Raw genomic sequence first — 15,102 nt, 5'->3', positions numbered from 1 at the left:
CCGGTGGCTCGGGGTAGTGTTCTGGCTCCGACGCGTGTCCGACCGCTGGGAGGCAATAGCGCGATGACCTTGCGCATCCTCGTGGTGGGGGCCGGAATTGCCGGCCTTTCCGCTGCTCGGGCGCTGCGGCTCGCCGGCTACCGGCCGGACGTGGTCGAAGAGTTGCCCGCCAGCATGCTGCCCAGTGCCGGCATCTACCTGCCCGGTAATGCCTCCCGGGCACTTCGGCAACTCGGCCTCGACGCACCGCTGCGCCCACTCGGTGATCTGATCTTCCGGCAGGTCTTCCTCGACGCCCGCGGGCGCTCACTGTTCGAGATGGACGTGGCCGGTCTGTGGGCCGGGGTCGGTGAATCCCGCGCGCTGTCCCGGGCCGACCTGCAGCAGGTGCTGCTCACCGGGGTCGGCGGCGAGGTCCGTTACGACACCGCGGTCAAAGACCTGGAAATCTTCGACGGCGCCGCCAAGGTCGAGTTCAACGACGGCAGCGTCGCCGAATACGACCTGGTCATCGGCGCCGACGGCCGCCGGTCCACGATCCGGGCCAAGGCCGGGCTCGGCGGTGCCGCGGTGCCGACCGGCCAGATCGTCTATCGCTCGGTGGTCAGTGGCGGCCCGCCACTGTCCGACTGGACCGCGCTGCTCGGCCGGCGGTCGTCGTTCGTGGCCATGCCGATGGGCGGGCGCAAGCTCTACTGCTACGCCGACGAGACCGCGCCCGACACGCCCAACCCGGATGACCCGCGGGCCCACCTGCGGAACGTCTTCGGATCGTTTGGCGGTCCGGTGCCGGCCATCCTCGCCGCCATGGAAAAGGTGTCGGTGGCCCGCACCGACGAGGTGGTTCTCGAGACCTGGCACCGCGGTCCGGTGCTGCTGGTCGGTGACGCGGGCCACGCGACGGCTCCCACCCTCGCCCAGGGTGCCGCGATGTCCTTCGAGGACGCGGTCGTGCTCGGTGAGGAACTGAAACGTTCCGGAGGGGACGTCGCGGCCGCCCTGCGGGCGTACGAGGCGCGTCGCCGGCCCCGATGCGGCGCCGTGCGCGACCGCACCCGGGAGCGCGACCGCACCCGTGACGTGCCGCCTGCCCTGCGTGACCCGATGCTTCGCAGGCGCGGCCTGCGGATCTTCGCCGATCACTACCGGCCGTTGGTCCCGCCCGCCTGAGGTCGATCACCTCTGGGCAACCCCCGGGGCGGGTGAGGCGCACGGGGGACTATTCTGCCTGCGAGGTACGCCTTTCGCTTTGGGTGTACTGAGCGGTACGAACGAGACGACGGAGGCTATTCGTGACGACCGTTGCGCCTAAGCCGATCGTGACCCGGCCATACCCGGTGCGGCGGCAGGTCAAGGGTTCGGCGCTGGCCCGGATCCTGCGCACGACGGACGCGAAGCAGATCGGGATCATGTATTTGATCACGGCCTTCGTGTTCTTCATGCTGGGTGGCCTGATGGCCCTGCTGATGCGGGCGGAGCTGGCCCGGCCGGGCATGCAGTTCCTGTCGCCCGAGCAGTACAACCAGCTGTTCACGATGCACGGCACGATCATGTTGCTGTTCTTCGCGACGCCGATCGTGTTCGCGTTCGCGAACTTCGTGGTGCCGATCCAGATCGGCGCGCCCGATGTGTCGTTCCCGCGATTGAACTCGTTCGCCTACTGGCTGTACCTCTTCGGCGGCACGATCGCCATCGGCGGCTTCCTCACGCCCGGCGGCGCGGCCGACTTCGGCTGGTTCGCCTACGCCCCGCTGAGCGACTCGCTGCACTCGCCCGGCATCGGCGGCAACATGTGGGTCGTCGGCCTGGCGCTCTCCGGCCTCGGCACCATCCTCGGTGGTGTCAACATGATCACCACCATCCTTACCCTGCGCGCCCCCGGCATGACGATGTTCCGCATGCCGATCATGACGTGGAACATCCTGGTCACCAGCCTTTTGGTGATCATGGTCTTCCCGTTCCTGGCGGCCGCGCTGTTCGCCCTGGCCGCCGACCGGGTGCTCGGTGCACACGTCTTCGATGTGGACACCGGCGGGCCGATGCTCTGGCAGCATCTCTTCTGGTTCTTCGGCCATCCCGAGGTCTACATCGTCGCGTTGCCGTTCTTCGGCATCATCACCGAGGTCATCCCGGTGTTCAGCCGCAAGCCGGTGTTCGGCTACAAGGGCCTGGTCGCGGCCACCCTGCTGATCGGCGCGCTGTCGATGAGCGTGTGGGCGCACCACATGTTCGTCACCGGTCAGGTGCTGCTGCCGTTCTTCAGCTTCCTGAGCTTCCTGATCGCTGTACCGACCGGCATGAAGTTCTTCGTCTGGATCGGCACGATGTGGCGTGGGCAGATCAGCTTCGAGACACCGATGATGTTCGCACTGGGCTTCCTGGTGACATTCCTCTTCGGCGGTCTGTCCGGTGTGCTGCTGGCGGCGCCGCCCATCGACTTCCACGTCTCCGATTCGTACTTCGTGATCGCGCACTTCCACTACGTACTGTTCGGCACGATCGTGTTCGCGGTGTTCGCCGGCATCTACTTCTGGTTCCCGAAGATGTTCGGCCGGATGCTCGACGACCGGCTCGGCAAGGTCCACTTCTGGCTGACCTTCATCGGCTTCCACACCACCTTCCTGGTGCAGCACTGGCTCGGCACCGAGGGCATGCCCCGCCGGTACGCCGACTACCTGCCGTCGGACGGCTTCACGTTCCTGAACACGTTCTCCACGATCGGCTCGTTCGTGCTGGGCCTGTCGACGCTGCCGTTCCTCTACAACTGCTGGAAGTCCTACAAGGTCGGCCAGCTGGTAAACGTCGACGACCCGTGGGGCCACGGCAACTCGCTGGAGTGGGCCACCTCGTCACCGCCGCCGCTGCGGAACTTCGACCGGATGCCGCGCATCCGCTCGGAGCGCCCGGCCTTCGACGCGAAGTTCCCCGAGCTGGCCGCCGGCCACACGCTGGCCGGCCCACCCGAGGGCGGCGCCCGAGTACTGACGAGCGAGGCCGACGGCGGTGCCTCCTACCAGGAGGACACTTCCGCCAACCGCGACCACTAGTTCCACCGCTTCAGCCGAGCCGGCCCGCCCTCCTCACCAGGAGGGCGGGCCGACCGCATTCCAAGCCGTGTTTCATTCAGCGTTGCTGGCTCGCGTTGCTGGGTTGGCGCGCTGTTTGGTCGCGGCGGGCGACTCGGGGGACATGATCGTCGCGCGGGCGCTTGACGCCGGCGGGTCTTCAGGCGCCTTCGGGTCCGATTCCCGCATGCCGGGCCGCTTCCGTTTCCGGAAGTATGGGGTCTGAGCGGCCGACACTCCGCGCTACGCAAGCTGCACCTGGCCGGCTGCAGCGCGGGCGGAAATCGTAGATCTTGGAAAGCTAGGCCACTCAGCGGGTAGGTAAATCGACTAGTTCGAGGCTCAGCCTGCCGTGAGCGCGCCAATATGCCTGATATCTAGTGGTTGGTGGAATGCGATCGTCCACCTTGTGGACGCAGCGGCCAATAGGGAAGACGGGTCTGCGTCCGGCAGCCGGTGACCCGCGGGTGGGGCGACGGTGTGTGGCCGGCACGGGGGCGATCAGCGGATGGCCAGGCGGCGGATGGCGGCCTTCAGGGCTGGGGCGTTCAGCGGGCGGTTGGTGGTCAGCATGTGGAGCATGGTGCCGTCCAGCAGGGCCGAGATGTCGTGGGCCGGTTGGTCACCCACGTGCGGGGCCAGGAGCGCGTGCAGGCCCTGGAGCCAGTCGCGGCCCAGCGGCTGCAGGGCGGCGTCGCGGGCCGCGGCCACGCAGAGTTCGAACTCGATCTGGGCGCGGCGGCGGTCCGACATGTACTCGTCGACCAGTGCGACCAGGCCGTCGACCAGGTCGGGGGCGCTCTCCAGGCGGTCGGCCCACCGGCGCAGGTCGGCTTCCTGATCCTCGGCGGCCTTCCGCAGAGCAGCGGCGATCAGCGCGTCGAGCGTCGGGAAGTAATAGGTGGTGGCACCCAGCGGCAGGCCGGCCCGCGCGGCGACGGCGCGGTGCGTCGTCCGCCCGATGCCGACCTCCGCGATCACCTCGATCGTCGCCTCGGCAAGCGCATCCTTCCGCGCCTGCGGATCCCGCGCCCGCCGTCCGGGTGGCGTCGCCGAGGCAGGCTGGCCGCCCCTAAGCGTGGCCGTGTCCGGCCCAGCCGTTGCCGGGCCGGCCGGGGGCGGCTGAGCCGGCGGGTGCGCGGGGGGCCGCTGGGAGGTCGCCGGGTGGGTGGGGGGCGGCTGGGGGGCCGCTGGGGTTGAAGTCAGTGGGAACCGCCGAGGTTGAGGGTTACTACGCCGGCGATGATCAGGCTTACGCCTGCCACCTTGATCAGCGTGATGGGCTCGCCCAGGAACGCGGCGCCGATCGCGACGATCGCGGCGGTGCCCAGGGCTGACCACAGAGCGTAGGCCACGCCCACCGGGACACCCTTCACCGCCTGGGACAGGGCGACCAGCGAGATCGCGTAACCGGCCAGGCAGACCACCGTCGGCCACAGCCGGGTGAACCCCTCGGTCGACTTCATGAGACTGGTAGCGACGATCTCTGCGGCTATGGCAGCCAGCAGATACACGTACGACACTGTTGCACCTCTTCTTGTACGTTCGTACAAGTACGATCGTACAGTAACTCTGAGAAAAGCTCACAACGCGATTTGGTCGGCCGATAGGCCGGGTTTAAAGGCCGAACGGGGCGGCGTAGCGGACCGTGCCGGCCGGCAACCGGCGGGCCTGGTCGAGGGTCAGGGCCATCAACGCCTCGTCGGGCACCTTGATAGTCAGGTGGATGCCGGCCTCCGAGGCCCGCCGGAAGCCGAAGCGCGGGTAATAGCCGGGGTGGCCCAGGACGATCACGAACGCCTCGCCCATTGACCGGGCCGCGGCCAGGGCGGCGTTGATCGCGGCCGTGCCGGCGCCGGTTCGCTGGTGGTCGGGGCGCACCGAGCATGGCGCCAGGCACAGGGCCGGCACCTCGTCGACGTGGCAGCGGGTCAGCAGTGCATGCCCGACCACCTCGCCGGCGGGGGTGGCCGCGACCAGGGACAGGCCGTCGATCCAGGCCGGGTCGGAGCGAAGGGCGTCGACCAGGTCCGCCTCGGCGGTCGTGTCGAAGGCGGACGCCGTGATGTCGCGGATGGCGACGACGTCCGCCGCCGTCTCGGTGCGGGTCACCCAATCAACCATGCCGTGGACCCTAGTGGCGGCCGGCCGCCTCGCGGCGCAGTTGCCGGATCGATGGTCATTGGCCGGCTGTCGGCTCGGTGTCCGTCGGTCCCGTGCCCTCTGCCGGCGGAGCATTGACGTAGATGGACGGACCGCCGTATTCACGCAATTTCAGATCGACCAGCATGGCCACGATGCCCCAGGGCAGCAAGACACGCAGAACCCGGTAGGCGGCGTCGCGGCGACTGGCGGCGTAGCTGAAGGCGCTGGCCAGCACGAGAAGGAGGAGTATTGACGTGTACCCGAGGACGACCGCCGGGAGGACCCAGGAGGGCATGAGCAGCCCCTCTCGCAGGAGCTTGTCAAGCGCGCCCCGTCGGCGCGCCAGCATCTACAGCTTGACGCCACTTGCCGGAATTTGGCAAGGTGGGCGAAGTACGTTGGCATGGTCGGGGTGGGTCCGGGGGTGGTGGGGTGGCGATCGCACTACCGAGCGCTGAGCGCCTGCCCACCGGTCCGCGCCGCGATCTCGTGGCGGCCATGCATGATCTGTATGACCGTGCCGGCCAGCCCGCCACCCGGGACGTCGCCCGGCGCACACAGCGCAACACCGGATATGAGTCCGTTTCGCATGAGACGGTCGGTGCGATGCTGCGCGGGAGCGCGATTCCCGCCTGGTCCAAAGTGCAGGCGATGGCGGTGGCACTTGCCGCGATGGGTGTCGCGAATGTCGATGTCCGGGCGGTGCTGGCGCGGCTCAACGGGCTGTGGCTCGAAGCTCGGAAGGTCGACGAGATCTCGACCCCCTCGACCGTTCCCCACCGTTCGGCGTCGCCGTCCAACCAGAGGCCAGCCGTTCCGGTCCGGCCGAGCCCGCCGCCGGCGCTGGTCGGTGACATTCCGGTGCGGGACTCCCTGTTCGTCGGCCGCGACACGCTGATGAACCAACTGGACCAGGCTCTTGGTGATCGGTCGTTCGGTGCCGCGGTGCTGCACGGACCGGGCGGCGTGGGTAAGAGCGCGCTGGCGGTGGAATACCTGTATCAGCACGCCGACCGATACCAGGTGGTGTGGTGGGTGCCCGCAAACGGCAGTCAGGCCGCCAGCACCTCGCTCGTCACTCTCGCCGAGCGGCTGGGACTGGCATGGCGTTCCAGCGCCCGGCAGGCGGTCGCCGAGTTGATCGGCGAGTTGGAGTCGGGTGACCGCCGATACCTGCTGGTCTTCGACGATGCCGCCGACCCCGACATCCGGCAGTTGCTGCCGTTGGCCGGCGGCCATGTCATCGTCACCACCTCCGATCCGGAGTGGATCGACTGGGGTCTCGGCCCGGCCGTCGAGGTGCCGGTGATGCATCTGGCCGAAGCCGCAGATCTCCTGCGTGGGCACGACCCGGATATCTCCGAGGAGGAGGTCGTCGCGGTGTTTCACGCCGTTGGTGGCCTCCCCTCGGTCCTGGCTCAGCTGGTCGCGGTGCGTCAGGTAACCGGAAGTACGTGGCCGAGCCTGCTGGCCGATCTCGCCGAGCAGAGGTCGGCCCCGGATGAGGCCGTGGTCCGCATCGCCGTGTCCCGCCTCGCCCAGACGAATCCGGGCGCGGAGCTTCTCCTGCCGCTGTTCGCCTGGTTCGCCCCCGGGCCGGTGGCGGTATCGCTGTTGCGTGCCGAACGGGGTGCCGACCTCGAGCCGCGGCTGGCTCGGTTGCTCCACAACCCTGTCTCCTTCGAGCGAGCCCTGCGGGACCTGACCCGTTACGGGCTGGGCCGGGCCGACTCCGTCCGAGGGCAGATCGAGGTGTTGCCGTCAGTCCGGCAGTGGCTGCCTCGATTGTTCGATGCGGACGAGATGAGCCGGGCAAGGCTGGCGGTGCAGGCGTTACTCATCGCTGCTGATCCCGGCTCGCCGGACGAACTGCCGAGCTGGGACAAACATCGCGCGATAGCGCCGGAAGTGCGCCCGTCTGGCCTGATCGGCTCGTCGTTGCCGGCCGCTCGCCGGGCGATTTACCACCAGATCCGCTACCACTACCTCACCGGCGAGTACGAGAACGCCGTCGAACTGGCCCAGTCGGCGGTCACCAATTGGCAGGACCGTCGAGAGGACGGGAACGAGGGGCTGATCCTGGTGGCCCAGCGGGAGTGGGCGAACGCCCTGCGAGCTCTCGGCCGGTATGACGGTGCCCGCCGGTTGACCCAGGAGGCCCTGGCCCGGCTCCGCGACGACGACGAAGGTGCGCGGCCGAGTCTGACCGCGTCCCACCTGGTCGACCTGCGTATCGCCGGCGATTATCGGGAGGCGGTGGCACTCGCTCGACAGGCTGCTGACGAATACCCTCCGCTCCGCGCGGAATTGGCCCATTGCCTGCGCCTGGCCGGAGACTTCGCCGCCGCGGCGGCGGCGGACCGGGAATCGCCGGCCTCGCGCGGGTCACTTACCCGGGTCAACGCGATTGCCGAGGATCTTTACGGGTTGGGCCGCCTCGCCGACGCACTGCGGATACTCGGCGAGTCCGAACCGGGGGACGAAGTCGTCGACGGGCGGCCGATCGTGCTGGCGAGGCGGACGGCGGCATTGGCCCGCCGTGGTCTCGGCGCGGTGTCGGAGGCGACCGTCGCGTTGTCCCGGCTACACCGGGACAGCACGACGGCCTTCGGCCGTGATGACGAGACGGCCCTCGCGGTCCAGGTCAGCTACGCCAACACGCTGCGTGAGTCGGGCGACGGGTACGGCGCACATGCGATCGCCGTCGAGGCGGTCGACGGGTACCGGCGCCGGCTGGGGCTGCGCAACCCGCTCACTCTGGCGGCCGAGGTGAACCTGGCCAGCACACTGCGGGCCAGAGGCGAGCGCCGAGCGGCGCGGAAAGCCGACACGGTCACCCACGGCGCGCTGGTCGACCGCGTGGGTCAGGATCACCCGTTCACCGTGAGCGCCGCCGTTAACCTGGCGACCGATCTGGCGCTCGCCGGTGAGGTCGAAGCCGCCCACCGGCTGTCCGAGCGGGCCTATTGGTCGGCCCGCGAACACCGTGGCGCCGTTCACCCCGACACGCTGGCAGCCGGCGCCAATCTCGCGTTGGACCACGCCGCGGTCGGCAACGATTCCCCGGCCGAAGAGTTGCGGAACCTCGCGCTCCACGAACTCGAGGACACATTCGGAGACGAACACCCGTGGGTGCGCGCCGTGCGCGAGGGCACCCGCATCGAGCTCAGCATCGAGCCACCCTCGCTGTGATTCGTGGCTAGTGCCGCCCGGCCGGGCTGGGTACTGATTCATGGGGCATCGGCTGTTGTGGGATTGCCGCAGCCGGGCCCGCTGGACCGGCGGCCAGGACGTCGGCGGAGGGGAAGGCGGCGGGCTCTTGCCCAGCGTCGGTGCGGCGGTGGAGCAGTTCGGCCGGGAGGACCGCCAGGGCTATCAGGGCGCCGACGCCGCCGACCGCTACGAAGCCCCACGCCGGGGAAAGGGTGTCGGCGGCCAGGCCGGCCAGCGGGCCGCCGAGGGCCACGCCCACCGTCAGGGACGAGTTGTGCAGGCCCATCGCCTCGCCGCGGGCCGCGGCGGGGGTCAGGCGGCTCACCGCGTCGGCGCTGGCCGTGATCGTGGGGGCGCACAGGGCGCCGCACGGGATCAGCAGGATGGCCAGCAGCCACCAGTGCGCACTGCCGAGGGCCACCGCCACGGTCAGCACCGCCATCGGGGCCAGCAGCGCGACCGCCGCCAGGCGGCGGCTCATCGTGCCGTAGGCGAAGCCGCCCAGCAGCGAGTAGAGCGCCCACAGCGTCATCACCGGGCCGGTCCAGCCGATCTCGCCATTCTCCCGGAGCACGGCCACGACGGCCACGTCGGTGCCGGAGAGGACCAGGGTGGCGGCCATGGTCACGGCCAGGATCGCCACGAAGCGGGGGCGCAGCCAGGAACGGCGGGAGACCCGCTCGCCGGACGCCACGGACGCCTCGTGTGCGGCGCGGACCGGTGGGTTGAGCAGCCACAGGCCCAGGCCGGACAGGAGAATGCCGGCGCCGATGGTGAGCATCGCGACGCGGGGGCCGGGGCCGGTGGCGATCAGCACGCCCAGCGCAGGGCCGGTCATGAACGAGAGCTCGGTGGTGATCGAGTCGAGGGCGAACGCGGGCAGCCGCTGGGCCTCGGGGGTCAGCGCGGCGATCGACTGGCGGGCCACGGCGAACGCGGGCAGCGCCAGGAAGCCCCCGAACAGGGCCATCACCAGCAGCACCGGATAGGACACGCCCTGCGCCACCGACCAGAAGATGACCTCGGCGACCGTGGTCAGCACCAGGATCGGGCGCAGGCCGCGGTGGTCGATCAGGCGGCCCATCACCGGCGCGCCGACCGAGCCGCCGATGGTGAAGGCGGCGCCGACCAGGCCGGCGGCGCCGTAGCCGCGGCCCAGATCGGTGACCACGTGGAGGGTCAGGACGACGGCGCTGGCCGCGATCGGGATGCGGGCGAGCGTCGCCACCGCGAGCAGTGACTTGATCCGGGGCAACGCGAGTGTTTCGCGGTAAGGCGTGAGCAGCATGTGGTTCCTGACCTCCGCCCGTCATCCTGCCCCGGGGGTACGACAGAAAACCAACCACTTATGGCGGTAGGAAACCTATGAAACCCGAGGTGAGCCGGACATTTCGATCGATGCGGTGCGGAATTCCACCAGCGCCGCCTCGGTGGTCCCGGGCGCCACGCCGGCGGTGAGGTCCAGCAAGACCGTGGTGGCGAAGCCTTCGGCGCGGGCGTCGAGCGCGGTGGCGCGTACGCAATGGTCGGTTGCGATTCCCACCACATCGACCTCGGTCACGCCGCGGCCGCGCAGCCAGTCGGCCAGGGTGGCGCCGTCCTCGGCGTGGCCCTCGAAGCCGGAGTAGGCCGCCTTGTGCTCGCCCTTGTGGAAGATCTCCTCGACCCGGTCGGTGACCAGCGACGGGTGGAAGTCGGCCCCGCCCGAGCCGACCACGCAGTGCGCCGGCCAGGTGTCCAGGTAGTCGGGGTGGTCACTGAAGTGGTTTCCGGGGTCGATGTGCCAGTCCTTGGTGGCGACCACGTGGTCCCAGCGGCCGGTGTCCTCGGCGAGAACCCGGGTGACCTCGGCCGCGACGGCGGCGCCACCGGTCACCGGAAGCGAGCCGCCCTCGCAGAAGTCGTTCTGGACGTCGACGATGATCAGCGCACGCGACATGAGTACCCCTAGACGGTCGGGACGATGGTGACGGGGATGGCCGGGTCGCCGGCCGAGAGCTTCAGGCCCTCCCACGGGATCGAGATCAGGCACTGCCGCAGGTGCTCGCGGGACTCCTGGATGGTGGGCTGAGGTGCCACCTCGCCGGCCGCCACGAAGGAGTGCTGGAGCAGCCGGTCGTTCGGGAAATGATCGGGCACGCCCTGGGAGACGATGATCTCCTCGGTGGCGGTTCCGGTGGGCTTGTGACGGCGTACGGCGGTCTTGCGGCCGCCCACCGTCGCCTTGTTCTCCGAGCGCTTGACCACCGGCCGGCCGTCGACCTCGACCAGCTTGTAGACCAGGCCGGCGGTCGGCGCCCCGGACCCGGTGACCACGGCCGTGCCGGCGCCGTACAGATCGACCGGCTCGGCGGCGAGGGTGGCGATCGCGTACTCGTCCATGTCACCCGAAACGATGATCTTTGTCTCGGTGGCACCGAGCGAGTCGAGCAGCTCACGGGAGTGCTGGGCCAGCACCGACAGGTCGCCGGAGTCGATCCGGATGGCCCGCAGGCCCGGCCCGGCCACCGCGATGGCGTTCCGGATGCCCTGGGCGATGTCGTACGTGTCGACAAGCAGCGTGGTGTTCTTGCCGAGCGCCGCCACCTGGGACGCGAACGCGGTCGGCTCGTCGTCGTGCAGCAGCGTGAACGCGTGCGCCGAGGTGCCGGTGGTGGGAATGCCGTACTTCGCGCCGGCCGCCAGGTTGGAGGTGGAGGCGAAGCCGGCCAGGTAGGCAGCGCGGGCGGCGGCGATGGCGGCGTCCTCGTGGGTGCGCCGGGAGCCCATCTCGATGATCGGGCGTCCGCGGGCCGCCGTGACCATCCGGGCCGCGCCGGTGGCGATCGCGCAGTCGTGGTTCAGCACCGAGAGGATCAGGGTCTCCAGCACCACGCACTCGGCGAAGGTGCCGGCCACCGTCATGATCGGGGAGCCCGGGAAGAACAGCTCTCCCTCGGCGTACCCGTCGATGTCGCCGGTGAATCGATAGGCCGCCAGCCAGGCCGCGGTGCTCTCGTCGACGATCTGCGCTTTGCGCAGGAAGTCGATGTCTTCGTCGGTGAACCGGAAATCGCGGATCAGCTCCATCAGCCGCCCCGGGCCGGCGACCACGCCGTAACGCCGGCCGGTGGGCAGGCGGCGGGCGAAGACCTCGAAGACGCAGCTGCGGTCGGCCGTGCCGTCCTTCAACGCGGCGCTGACCATGGTCAGCTCGTACTGGTCGGTCATCAACGCGGGGGCGAAGGAGTTCACCCCCTCACCCTATTGCGCGGTCCTGCCCCTTACTAATGGTGCCTTGACCTGCGGTTCGGCGTTCCGGTTCACCGATGCGGCAAATCCGGTGGCAACATGGGGGTCATGGCGTTGCCACAGGTTGCTCCCGTCGAGACACCGGAGATCGAGGAGGCACCCGCCGATGATCGCCTTTGGGTGACTGTCGTCTGGGACGATCCGGTGAACCTCATGTCATACGTGACCTGGGTGTTTCAGAAGTTGTTCGGCTACAGCAAAGAGCGGGCCGAGCAGCTCATGCTTGATGTGCACACGAAAGGGCGGGCGGTGGTCAGCTCCGGGGCGCGCGAGCGCATGGAGATGGACGCCAACCAGCTGCATGGATACGGTCTCTGGGCGACGGTTGACCGGGCCTGAGCAACCGCGGGAGAGGGCAGATGTTCCGACGCAACGGCACCCAGTGCGTGGCCACCTTCGCGATCGACGAGGTGCGCGTGCTGCGCAAGGTCGCCGGCGAGGTGGTCGGCCTGCTGACCGACGGGATGGATCACACCGACCCGGTGGTTTCCCGGCTCTTTCCGGACATCTATCCGGATCGCCCGGACGACTCGGCCGAGTTCCGCCTGTACACCGAGGGCGAGCTGAAGACCGGGAAGATCGATCAGGCCGGCGCGATTCTCGCGGCCCTGCCCGATGAGGGCGAGGGCGAGGTACGCCTGGACGGCGAGGCCGCCGAGGCGTGGCTGCGCGCCATCAACGACGCGCGCCTGGCCATGGGCACCCGGCTCGACATCGGCGCCGAGACCGACCTCAGCGAGGAGCTGGAGCAGGCGGCGGTGCACGATCCGGGTTCCAGCCGGGTCTTCCAGCTGAGCGTCTACGCGTACCTGGGCTACCTCCAGGAGTCGCTGCTCAACGCTCTGCCGGAGATCGACTGACTGTGGCCACGGCCATACTCAGTGCCGGGAAATCTCACGGTAATGTGAACGACGTGCTGACTATCGACCGGGCGATCGTTGATGCGATCTTCGCCCACGCCCGCCGGGACCACCCCGACGAGGCCTGTGGCGTGATCGCCGGTCCGGTCGGCAGCGATGCACCCTCCCGGTTCATCCCGATGGACAATTCGGCCCGGTCGCAGACGTTCTACCAGTTCGACTCCATGGAACAGCTCCGTGTGTGGCGCGAGATGGACGACAACGACGAGGAGCCGGTGGTCATCTACCACTCGCACACGGCCACCGAGGCCTACCCCTCGCGGACGGACATCAACCTGGCCGGCGAGCCGGGCGCGCACTACGTGCTGGTGTCGACCCGCGAGCCGGGTCTCGACGAGATCCGGTCGTTCCGCATCGTGGACGGTGCGGTGACCGAAGAAAAGATCGACATCGTGGATGCGAAGGTAGACGCGTGAGTGTCGGAGTGCAGTCCTACATGTTCGGGCAGAGCCCCGTGTCGGTGGTTTACGAGTGTCGCTGACGACATCCTCGTAGATCCCCTTCCGCTGTTCGACCCTTACCCAGGAGCATTTACCGACATGGCAATCGAAGTTCGCGTTCCCACCATTCTGCGCAGCTACACCGGCGGCTCGAAGGTCGTTGAGGGCGCCGGCGACACGCTGACCGCGCTCATCGACGACCTGGACGCCAAGCACAACGGCTTCAAGGGCCGGCTGATCACGCCCGAGGGTGGCCTGCACCGCTTCGTCAACATCTACATCAACGACGAGGACGTGCGGTTCCTCGGCGCCCTCGACGCCAAGCTCAACGACGGCGACTCGGTCACCATCCTGCCGGCCGTGGCCGGTGGCGCCCTCGGCTTCGCCGCCGCGGCCGCCCTCCTCGGGCGCTAACCCTTATGGCTCGTTTTGAGAGCCTGCTGGACGCGTGTGGGGGCACGCCGCTGGTCGGCCTGCCCCGCCTGTCGCCGACGGTGCCCGACGGGGCACCGCCGGTGCGGCTCTGGGCCAAGCTCGAGGACCGCAACCCGACCGGCAGCGTCAAGGACCGGGCGGCGCTGTACATGGTGCGCGAGGCCGAGGAGTCCGGCCACCTGCACCCGGGCGACACGATCCTCGAGCCGACCAGCGGAAACACCGGCATCGCGCTGGCCATGGTGGCGAAACTGCGCGGCTATCGTCTCGTCTGCGTGATGCCGGAGAACGTCTCCGGCGAGCGCATCCAGATCCTCCGGATGTACGGCGCGGAGATCATCTTCTCGCCGGCCGCGGGCGGGTCCAACCAGGCCGTGGCCACCGCCAAGCAGATCGCCGCCGACCACCCCGACTGGAAGATGCTGTACCAGTACGGAAACCCGGCGAACGCCCGTGCGCACTACGAGACCACCGGTCCGGAGCTGCTGCACGACCTGCCGACGATCACCCACTTCGTGGCCGGGCTGGGCACCACCGGCACGCTGATGGGCACCGGCCGGTTCCTCAAGGAAAAGGTCGACGGCATCCAGATCATCGCGGCCGAGCCGCGATACGGCGAGCTGGTGTACGGCCTGCGCAACATCGACGAGGGCTACGTGCCCGAGCTGTACGACGCGAGCGTGCTGGACCGCCGCTTCTCGGTGGGCACCAGGGACGCCGTGCTGCGCACCCGTCAGCTGGTCGAGGTGGAGGGGATCTTCGCCGGGTTCTCCAGCGGGGCGATCCTGCACGCGGCCCTCGCCGTCGCGCACGAGGCGGTCAAGGCCGGCCGCCGCGCCGACGTGGCCTTCCTGATCGCCGACGGCGGCTGGAAGTACCTGTCGACCGGCGCGTACGGCGGCACCCTGAACGACGCGGAAGAGGCCCTCGAAGGGCAGCTCTGGGCTTAGTAGAAAATGGCGATCAGGATGTCGATCGCCAATGGCGCCGTGGCTGCCACCATTAGCAGCCACGGCAGGGCCCGGCGGTGGATCGACAGGAACGATCCGACGACCAGGGCCACGCTCAGAAGTCCGAAAAAGGACAGGGTCGGGACGTACCAGAATGGCGTACCGCCGAAAAGCTTGACCATTGCGCGCAGCCCGACCCCGACGCCGGTCAAGCCGAGCGCGGCGGCGTAGAGCGCCATGGTCAACAGCCGCGCCGGGGATGGCGCCGGGTCATCCGCCGCAGGAAAGCGGAAGAGCGTTTCGCGGTCCCCGAACGTCGTGGATGCCGGTGTACTCTCCCAGCCACCGAACGGCATGATCTCTGCCGCCTCGGTTCGCGTGGTGCGGTTCTGTTCGACCGTTGTCACGTTGTCCCCGTCTGTTCCGTCCCAAGAAGTCCTCACTTTGTGCAACGCAAACGACTCACCGGACGTAACGGGAATTGCGCTAATGACCGAGGTCACGGGCGGTGTGATGTACGTTGTCGATTTGGCGACAAATCGATCAGACGTTTACTTGCCGCGCAGGTCGCGAAGTACGCTTCGCTCCGTGATTGACTGGTCTGGAGAGACTGCCACGGACCGGTCCAGCGGGGCGTGGACGA

15 protein-coding genes and 1 pseudogene are annotated in these 15,102 nt (G+C 69.0%); 8 read left to right on the top strand and 8 right to left on the bottom strand.

What is annotated here, in order from left to right:
• The first annotated feature begins 63 nt into the window (after positions 1 to 63).
• A complete protein-coding gene (locus tag Ate02nite_RS09105) occupies positions 64 to 1,170 on the top strand; it encodes an FAD-dependent monooxygenase (RefSeq protein WP_203802112.1) in 1,107 nt (368 codons plus the stop codon).
• Positions 1,171 to 1,292: 122 nt separating this feature from the next.
• Complete coding sequence (gene ctaD, locus Ate02nite_RS09100; protein ID WP_203802110.1) at positions 1,293 to 3,047, top strand: aa3-type cytochrome oxidase subunit I; 1,755 nt, start codon at positions 1,293 to 1,295, stop codon at positions 3,045 to 3,047.
• 519 nt (positions 3,048 to 3,566) lie between these two features.
• On the opposite strand, the gene Ate02nite_RS09095 is transcribed toward ctaD, so the two are convergent.
• The 4 genes from Ate02nite_RS09095 to Ate02nite_RS09080 form a co-directional block, all read right to left on the bottom strand.
• Positions 3,567 to 4,052 (bottom strand): TetR/AcrR family transcriptional regulator, encoded by a 486-nt coding sequence (locus Ate02nite_RS09095; RefSeq protein ID WP_203802191.1) that lies wholly within the window; start codon positions 4,050 to 4,052, stop codon positions 3,567 to 3,569.
• 215 nt (positions 4,053 to 4,267) lie between these two features.
• A complete protein-coding gene (locus Ate02nite_RS09090) occupies positions 4,268 to 4,588 on the bottom strand; it encodes a DMT family transporter (protein ID WP_239147249.1) in 321 nt (106 codons plus the stop codon).
• A gap of 94 nt (positions 4,589 to 4,682) precedes the next feature.
• Entirely contained in the window at positions 4,683 to 5,189 is a 507-nt protein-coding gene (locus tag Ate02nite_RS09085; RefSeq protein WP_239147248.1) for a GNAT family N-acetyltransferase, read from the bottom strand.
• Positions 5,190 to 5,244: 55 nt separating this feature from the next.
• Complete coding sequence (locus tag Ate02nite_RS09080; RefSeq protein ID WP_203802104.1) at positions 5,245 to 5,505, bottom strand: hypothetical protein; 261 nt, start codon at positions 5,503 to 5,505, stop codon at positions 5,245 to 5,247.
• Positions 5,506 to 5,642: 137 nt separating this feature from the next.
• Here Ate02nite_RS09080 and fxsT point away from each other — a divergent pair, with 137 nt between their 5' ends.
• Positions 5,643 to 8,402, top strand: a complete 2,760-nt coding sequence (fxsT, locus tag Ate02nite_RS09075) for an FxSxx-COOH system tetratricopeptide repeat protein (protein WP_203802102.1) — start codon at positions 5,643 to 5,645, stop codon at positions 8,400 to 8,402.
• A gap of 7 nt (positions 8,403 to 8,409) precedes the next feature.
• Here fxsT and Ate02nite_RS09070 read toward each other — a convergent pair whose 3' ends face one another.
• From Ate02nite_RS09070 to Ate02nite_RS09060, 3 genes are all read right to left on the bottom strand, one after another.
• On the bottom strand, positions 8,410 to 9,711 hold the full coding sequence (locus tag Ate02nite_RS09070; RefSeq protein WP_203802100.1) for an MFS transporter: 1,302 nt from the start codon (positions 9,709 to 9,711) through the stop codon (positions 8,410 to 8,412).
• Positions 9,712 to 9,786: 75 nt separating this feature from the next.
• Positions 9,787 to 10,362 carry a nicotinamidase gene (locus Ate02nite_RS09065; RefSeq protein WP_203802097.1) on the bottom strand — a complete coding sequence of 192 codons (576 nt, stop codon included), beginning with the start codon at positions 10,360 to 10,362 and terminating at the stop codon, positions 9,787 to 9,789.
• A gap of 8 nt (positions 10,363 to 10,370) precedes the next feature.
• A complete protein-coding gene (locus Ate02nite_RS09060) occupies positions 10,371 to 11,657 on the bottom strand; it encodes a nicotinate phosphoribosyltransferase (protein WP_203802094.1) in 1,287 nt (428 codons plus the stop codon).
• Positions 11,658 to 11,762: 105 nt separating this feature from the next.
• On the opposite strand from Ate02nite_RS09060, the gene clpS reads away from it, so the two are divergent.
• The 5 genes and pseudogenes from clpS to Ate02nite_RS09035 all read left to right on the top strand — a co-directional run bounded on the left by clpS (position 11,763) and on the right by Ate02nite_RS09035 (position 14,459).
• Positions 11,763 to 12,053 carry an ATP-dependent Clp protease adapter ClpS gene (gene clpS / locus Ate02nite_RS09055; RefSeq protein ID WP_203802090.1) on the top strand — a complete coding sequence of 97 codons (291 nt, stop codon included), beginning with the start codon at positions 11,763 to 11,765 and terminating at the stop codon, positions 12,051 to 12,053.
• Between the two features lie 20 nt (positions 12,054 to 12,073).
• Complete coding sequence (locus Ate02nite_RS09050; protein WP_203802089.1) at positions 12,074 to 12,574, top strand: DUF2017 domain-containing protein; 501 nt, start codon at positions 12,074 to 12,076, stop codon at positions 12,572 to 12,574.
• A 53-nt stretch (positions 12,575 to 12,627) separates the two neighbouring features.
• Positions 12,628 to 13,115, top strand: a pseudogene (locus Ate02nite_RS09045) (M67 family metallopeptidase).
• Positions 13,116 to 13,173: 58 nt separating this feature from the next.
• Positions 13,174 to 13,488 (top strand): MoaD family protein, encoded by a 315-nt coding sequence (locus tag Ate02nite_RS09040; protein WP_203802087.1) that lies wholly within the window; start codon positions 13,174 to 13,176, stop codon positions 13,486 to 13,488.
• Positions 13,489 to 13,493: 5 nt separating this feature from the next.
• Positions 13,494 to 14,459 carry a PLP-dependent cysteine synthase family protein gene (locus Ate02nite_RS09035; protein WP_203802086.1) on the top strand — a complete coding sequence of 322 codons (966 nt, stop codon included), beginning with the start codon at positions 13,494 to 13,496 and terminating at the stop codon, positions 14,457 to 14,459.
• Here the strand turns inward: Ate02nite_RS09035 and Ate02nite_RS09030 are convergent.
• On the bottom strand, positions 14,456 to 14,866 hold the full coding sequence (locus Ate02nite_RS09030) for a hypothetical protein (protein WP_203802085.1): 411 nt from the start codon (positions 14,864 to 14,866) through the stop codon (positions 14,456 to 14,458). The two genes, Ate02nite_RS09035 and Ate02nite_RS09030, sit on opposite strands and share 4 nt — an antisense overlap.
• Between the last annotated feature and the right edge of the window lie 236 nt (positions 14,867 to 15,102).

This window comes from Paractinoplanes tereljensis (assembly GCF_016862435.1).
Lineage (GTDB): Bacteria > Actinomycetota > Actinomycetes > Mycobacteriales > Micromonosporaceae > Actinoplanes > Actinoplanes tereljensis.
Note: the sequence above shows the minus strand (reverse complement) of the source record. Positions and strands in the feature narration are given on the sequence as shown.

Excerpts from the sequence above, each read along its gene's own strand:
- Ate02nite_RS09065 (WP_203802097.1), bottom strand. The coding sequence starts at position 10,362 with ATGTCGCGTGCGCTGATCATCGTCGACGTCCAGAACGACTTCTGCGAG.
- Ate02nite_RS09105 (WP_203802112.1), top strand. The coding sequence starts at position 64 with ATGACCTTGCGCATCCTCGTGGTGGGGGCCGGAATTGCCGGCCTTTCC.
- Ate02nite_RS09085 (WP_239147248.1), bottom strand. The coding sequence starts at position 5,189 with ATGGTTGATTGGGTGACCCGCACCGAGACGGCGGCGGACGTCGTCGCC.
- Ate02nite_RS09080 (WP_203802104.1), bottom strand. The coding sequence starts at position 5,505 with ATGCCCTCCTGGGTCCTCCCGGCGGTCGTCCTCGGGTACACGTCAATA.
- clpS (WP_203802090.1), top strand. The coding sequence starts at position 11,763 with ATGGCGTTGCCACAGGTTGCTCCCGTCGAGACACCGGAGATCGAGGAG.
- Ate02nite_RS09035 (WP_203802086.1), top strand. The coding sequence starts at position 13,494 with ATGGCTCGTTTTGAGAGCCTGCTGGACGCGTGTGGGGGCACGCCGCTG.
- Ate02nite_RS09040 (WP_203802087.1), top strand. The coding sequence starts at position 13,174 with ATGGCAATCGAAGTTCGCGTTCCCACCATTCTGCGCAGCTACACCGGC.
- Ate02nite_RS09070 (WP_203802100.1), bottom strand. The coding sequence starts at position 9,711 with ATGCTGCTCACGCCTTACCGCGAAACACTCGCGTTGCCCCGGATCAAG.
- Ate02nite_RS09050 (WP_203802089.1), top strand. The coding sequence starts at position 12,074 with ATGTTCCGACGCAACGGCACCCAGTGCGTGGCCACCTTCGCGATCGAC.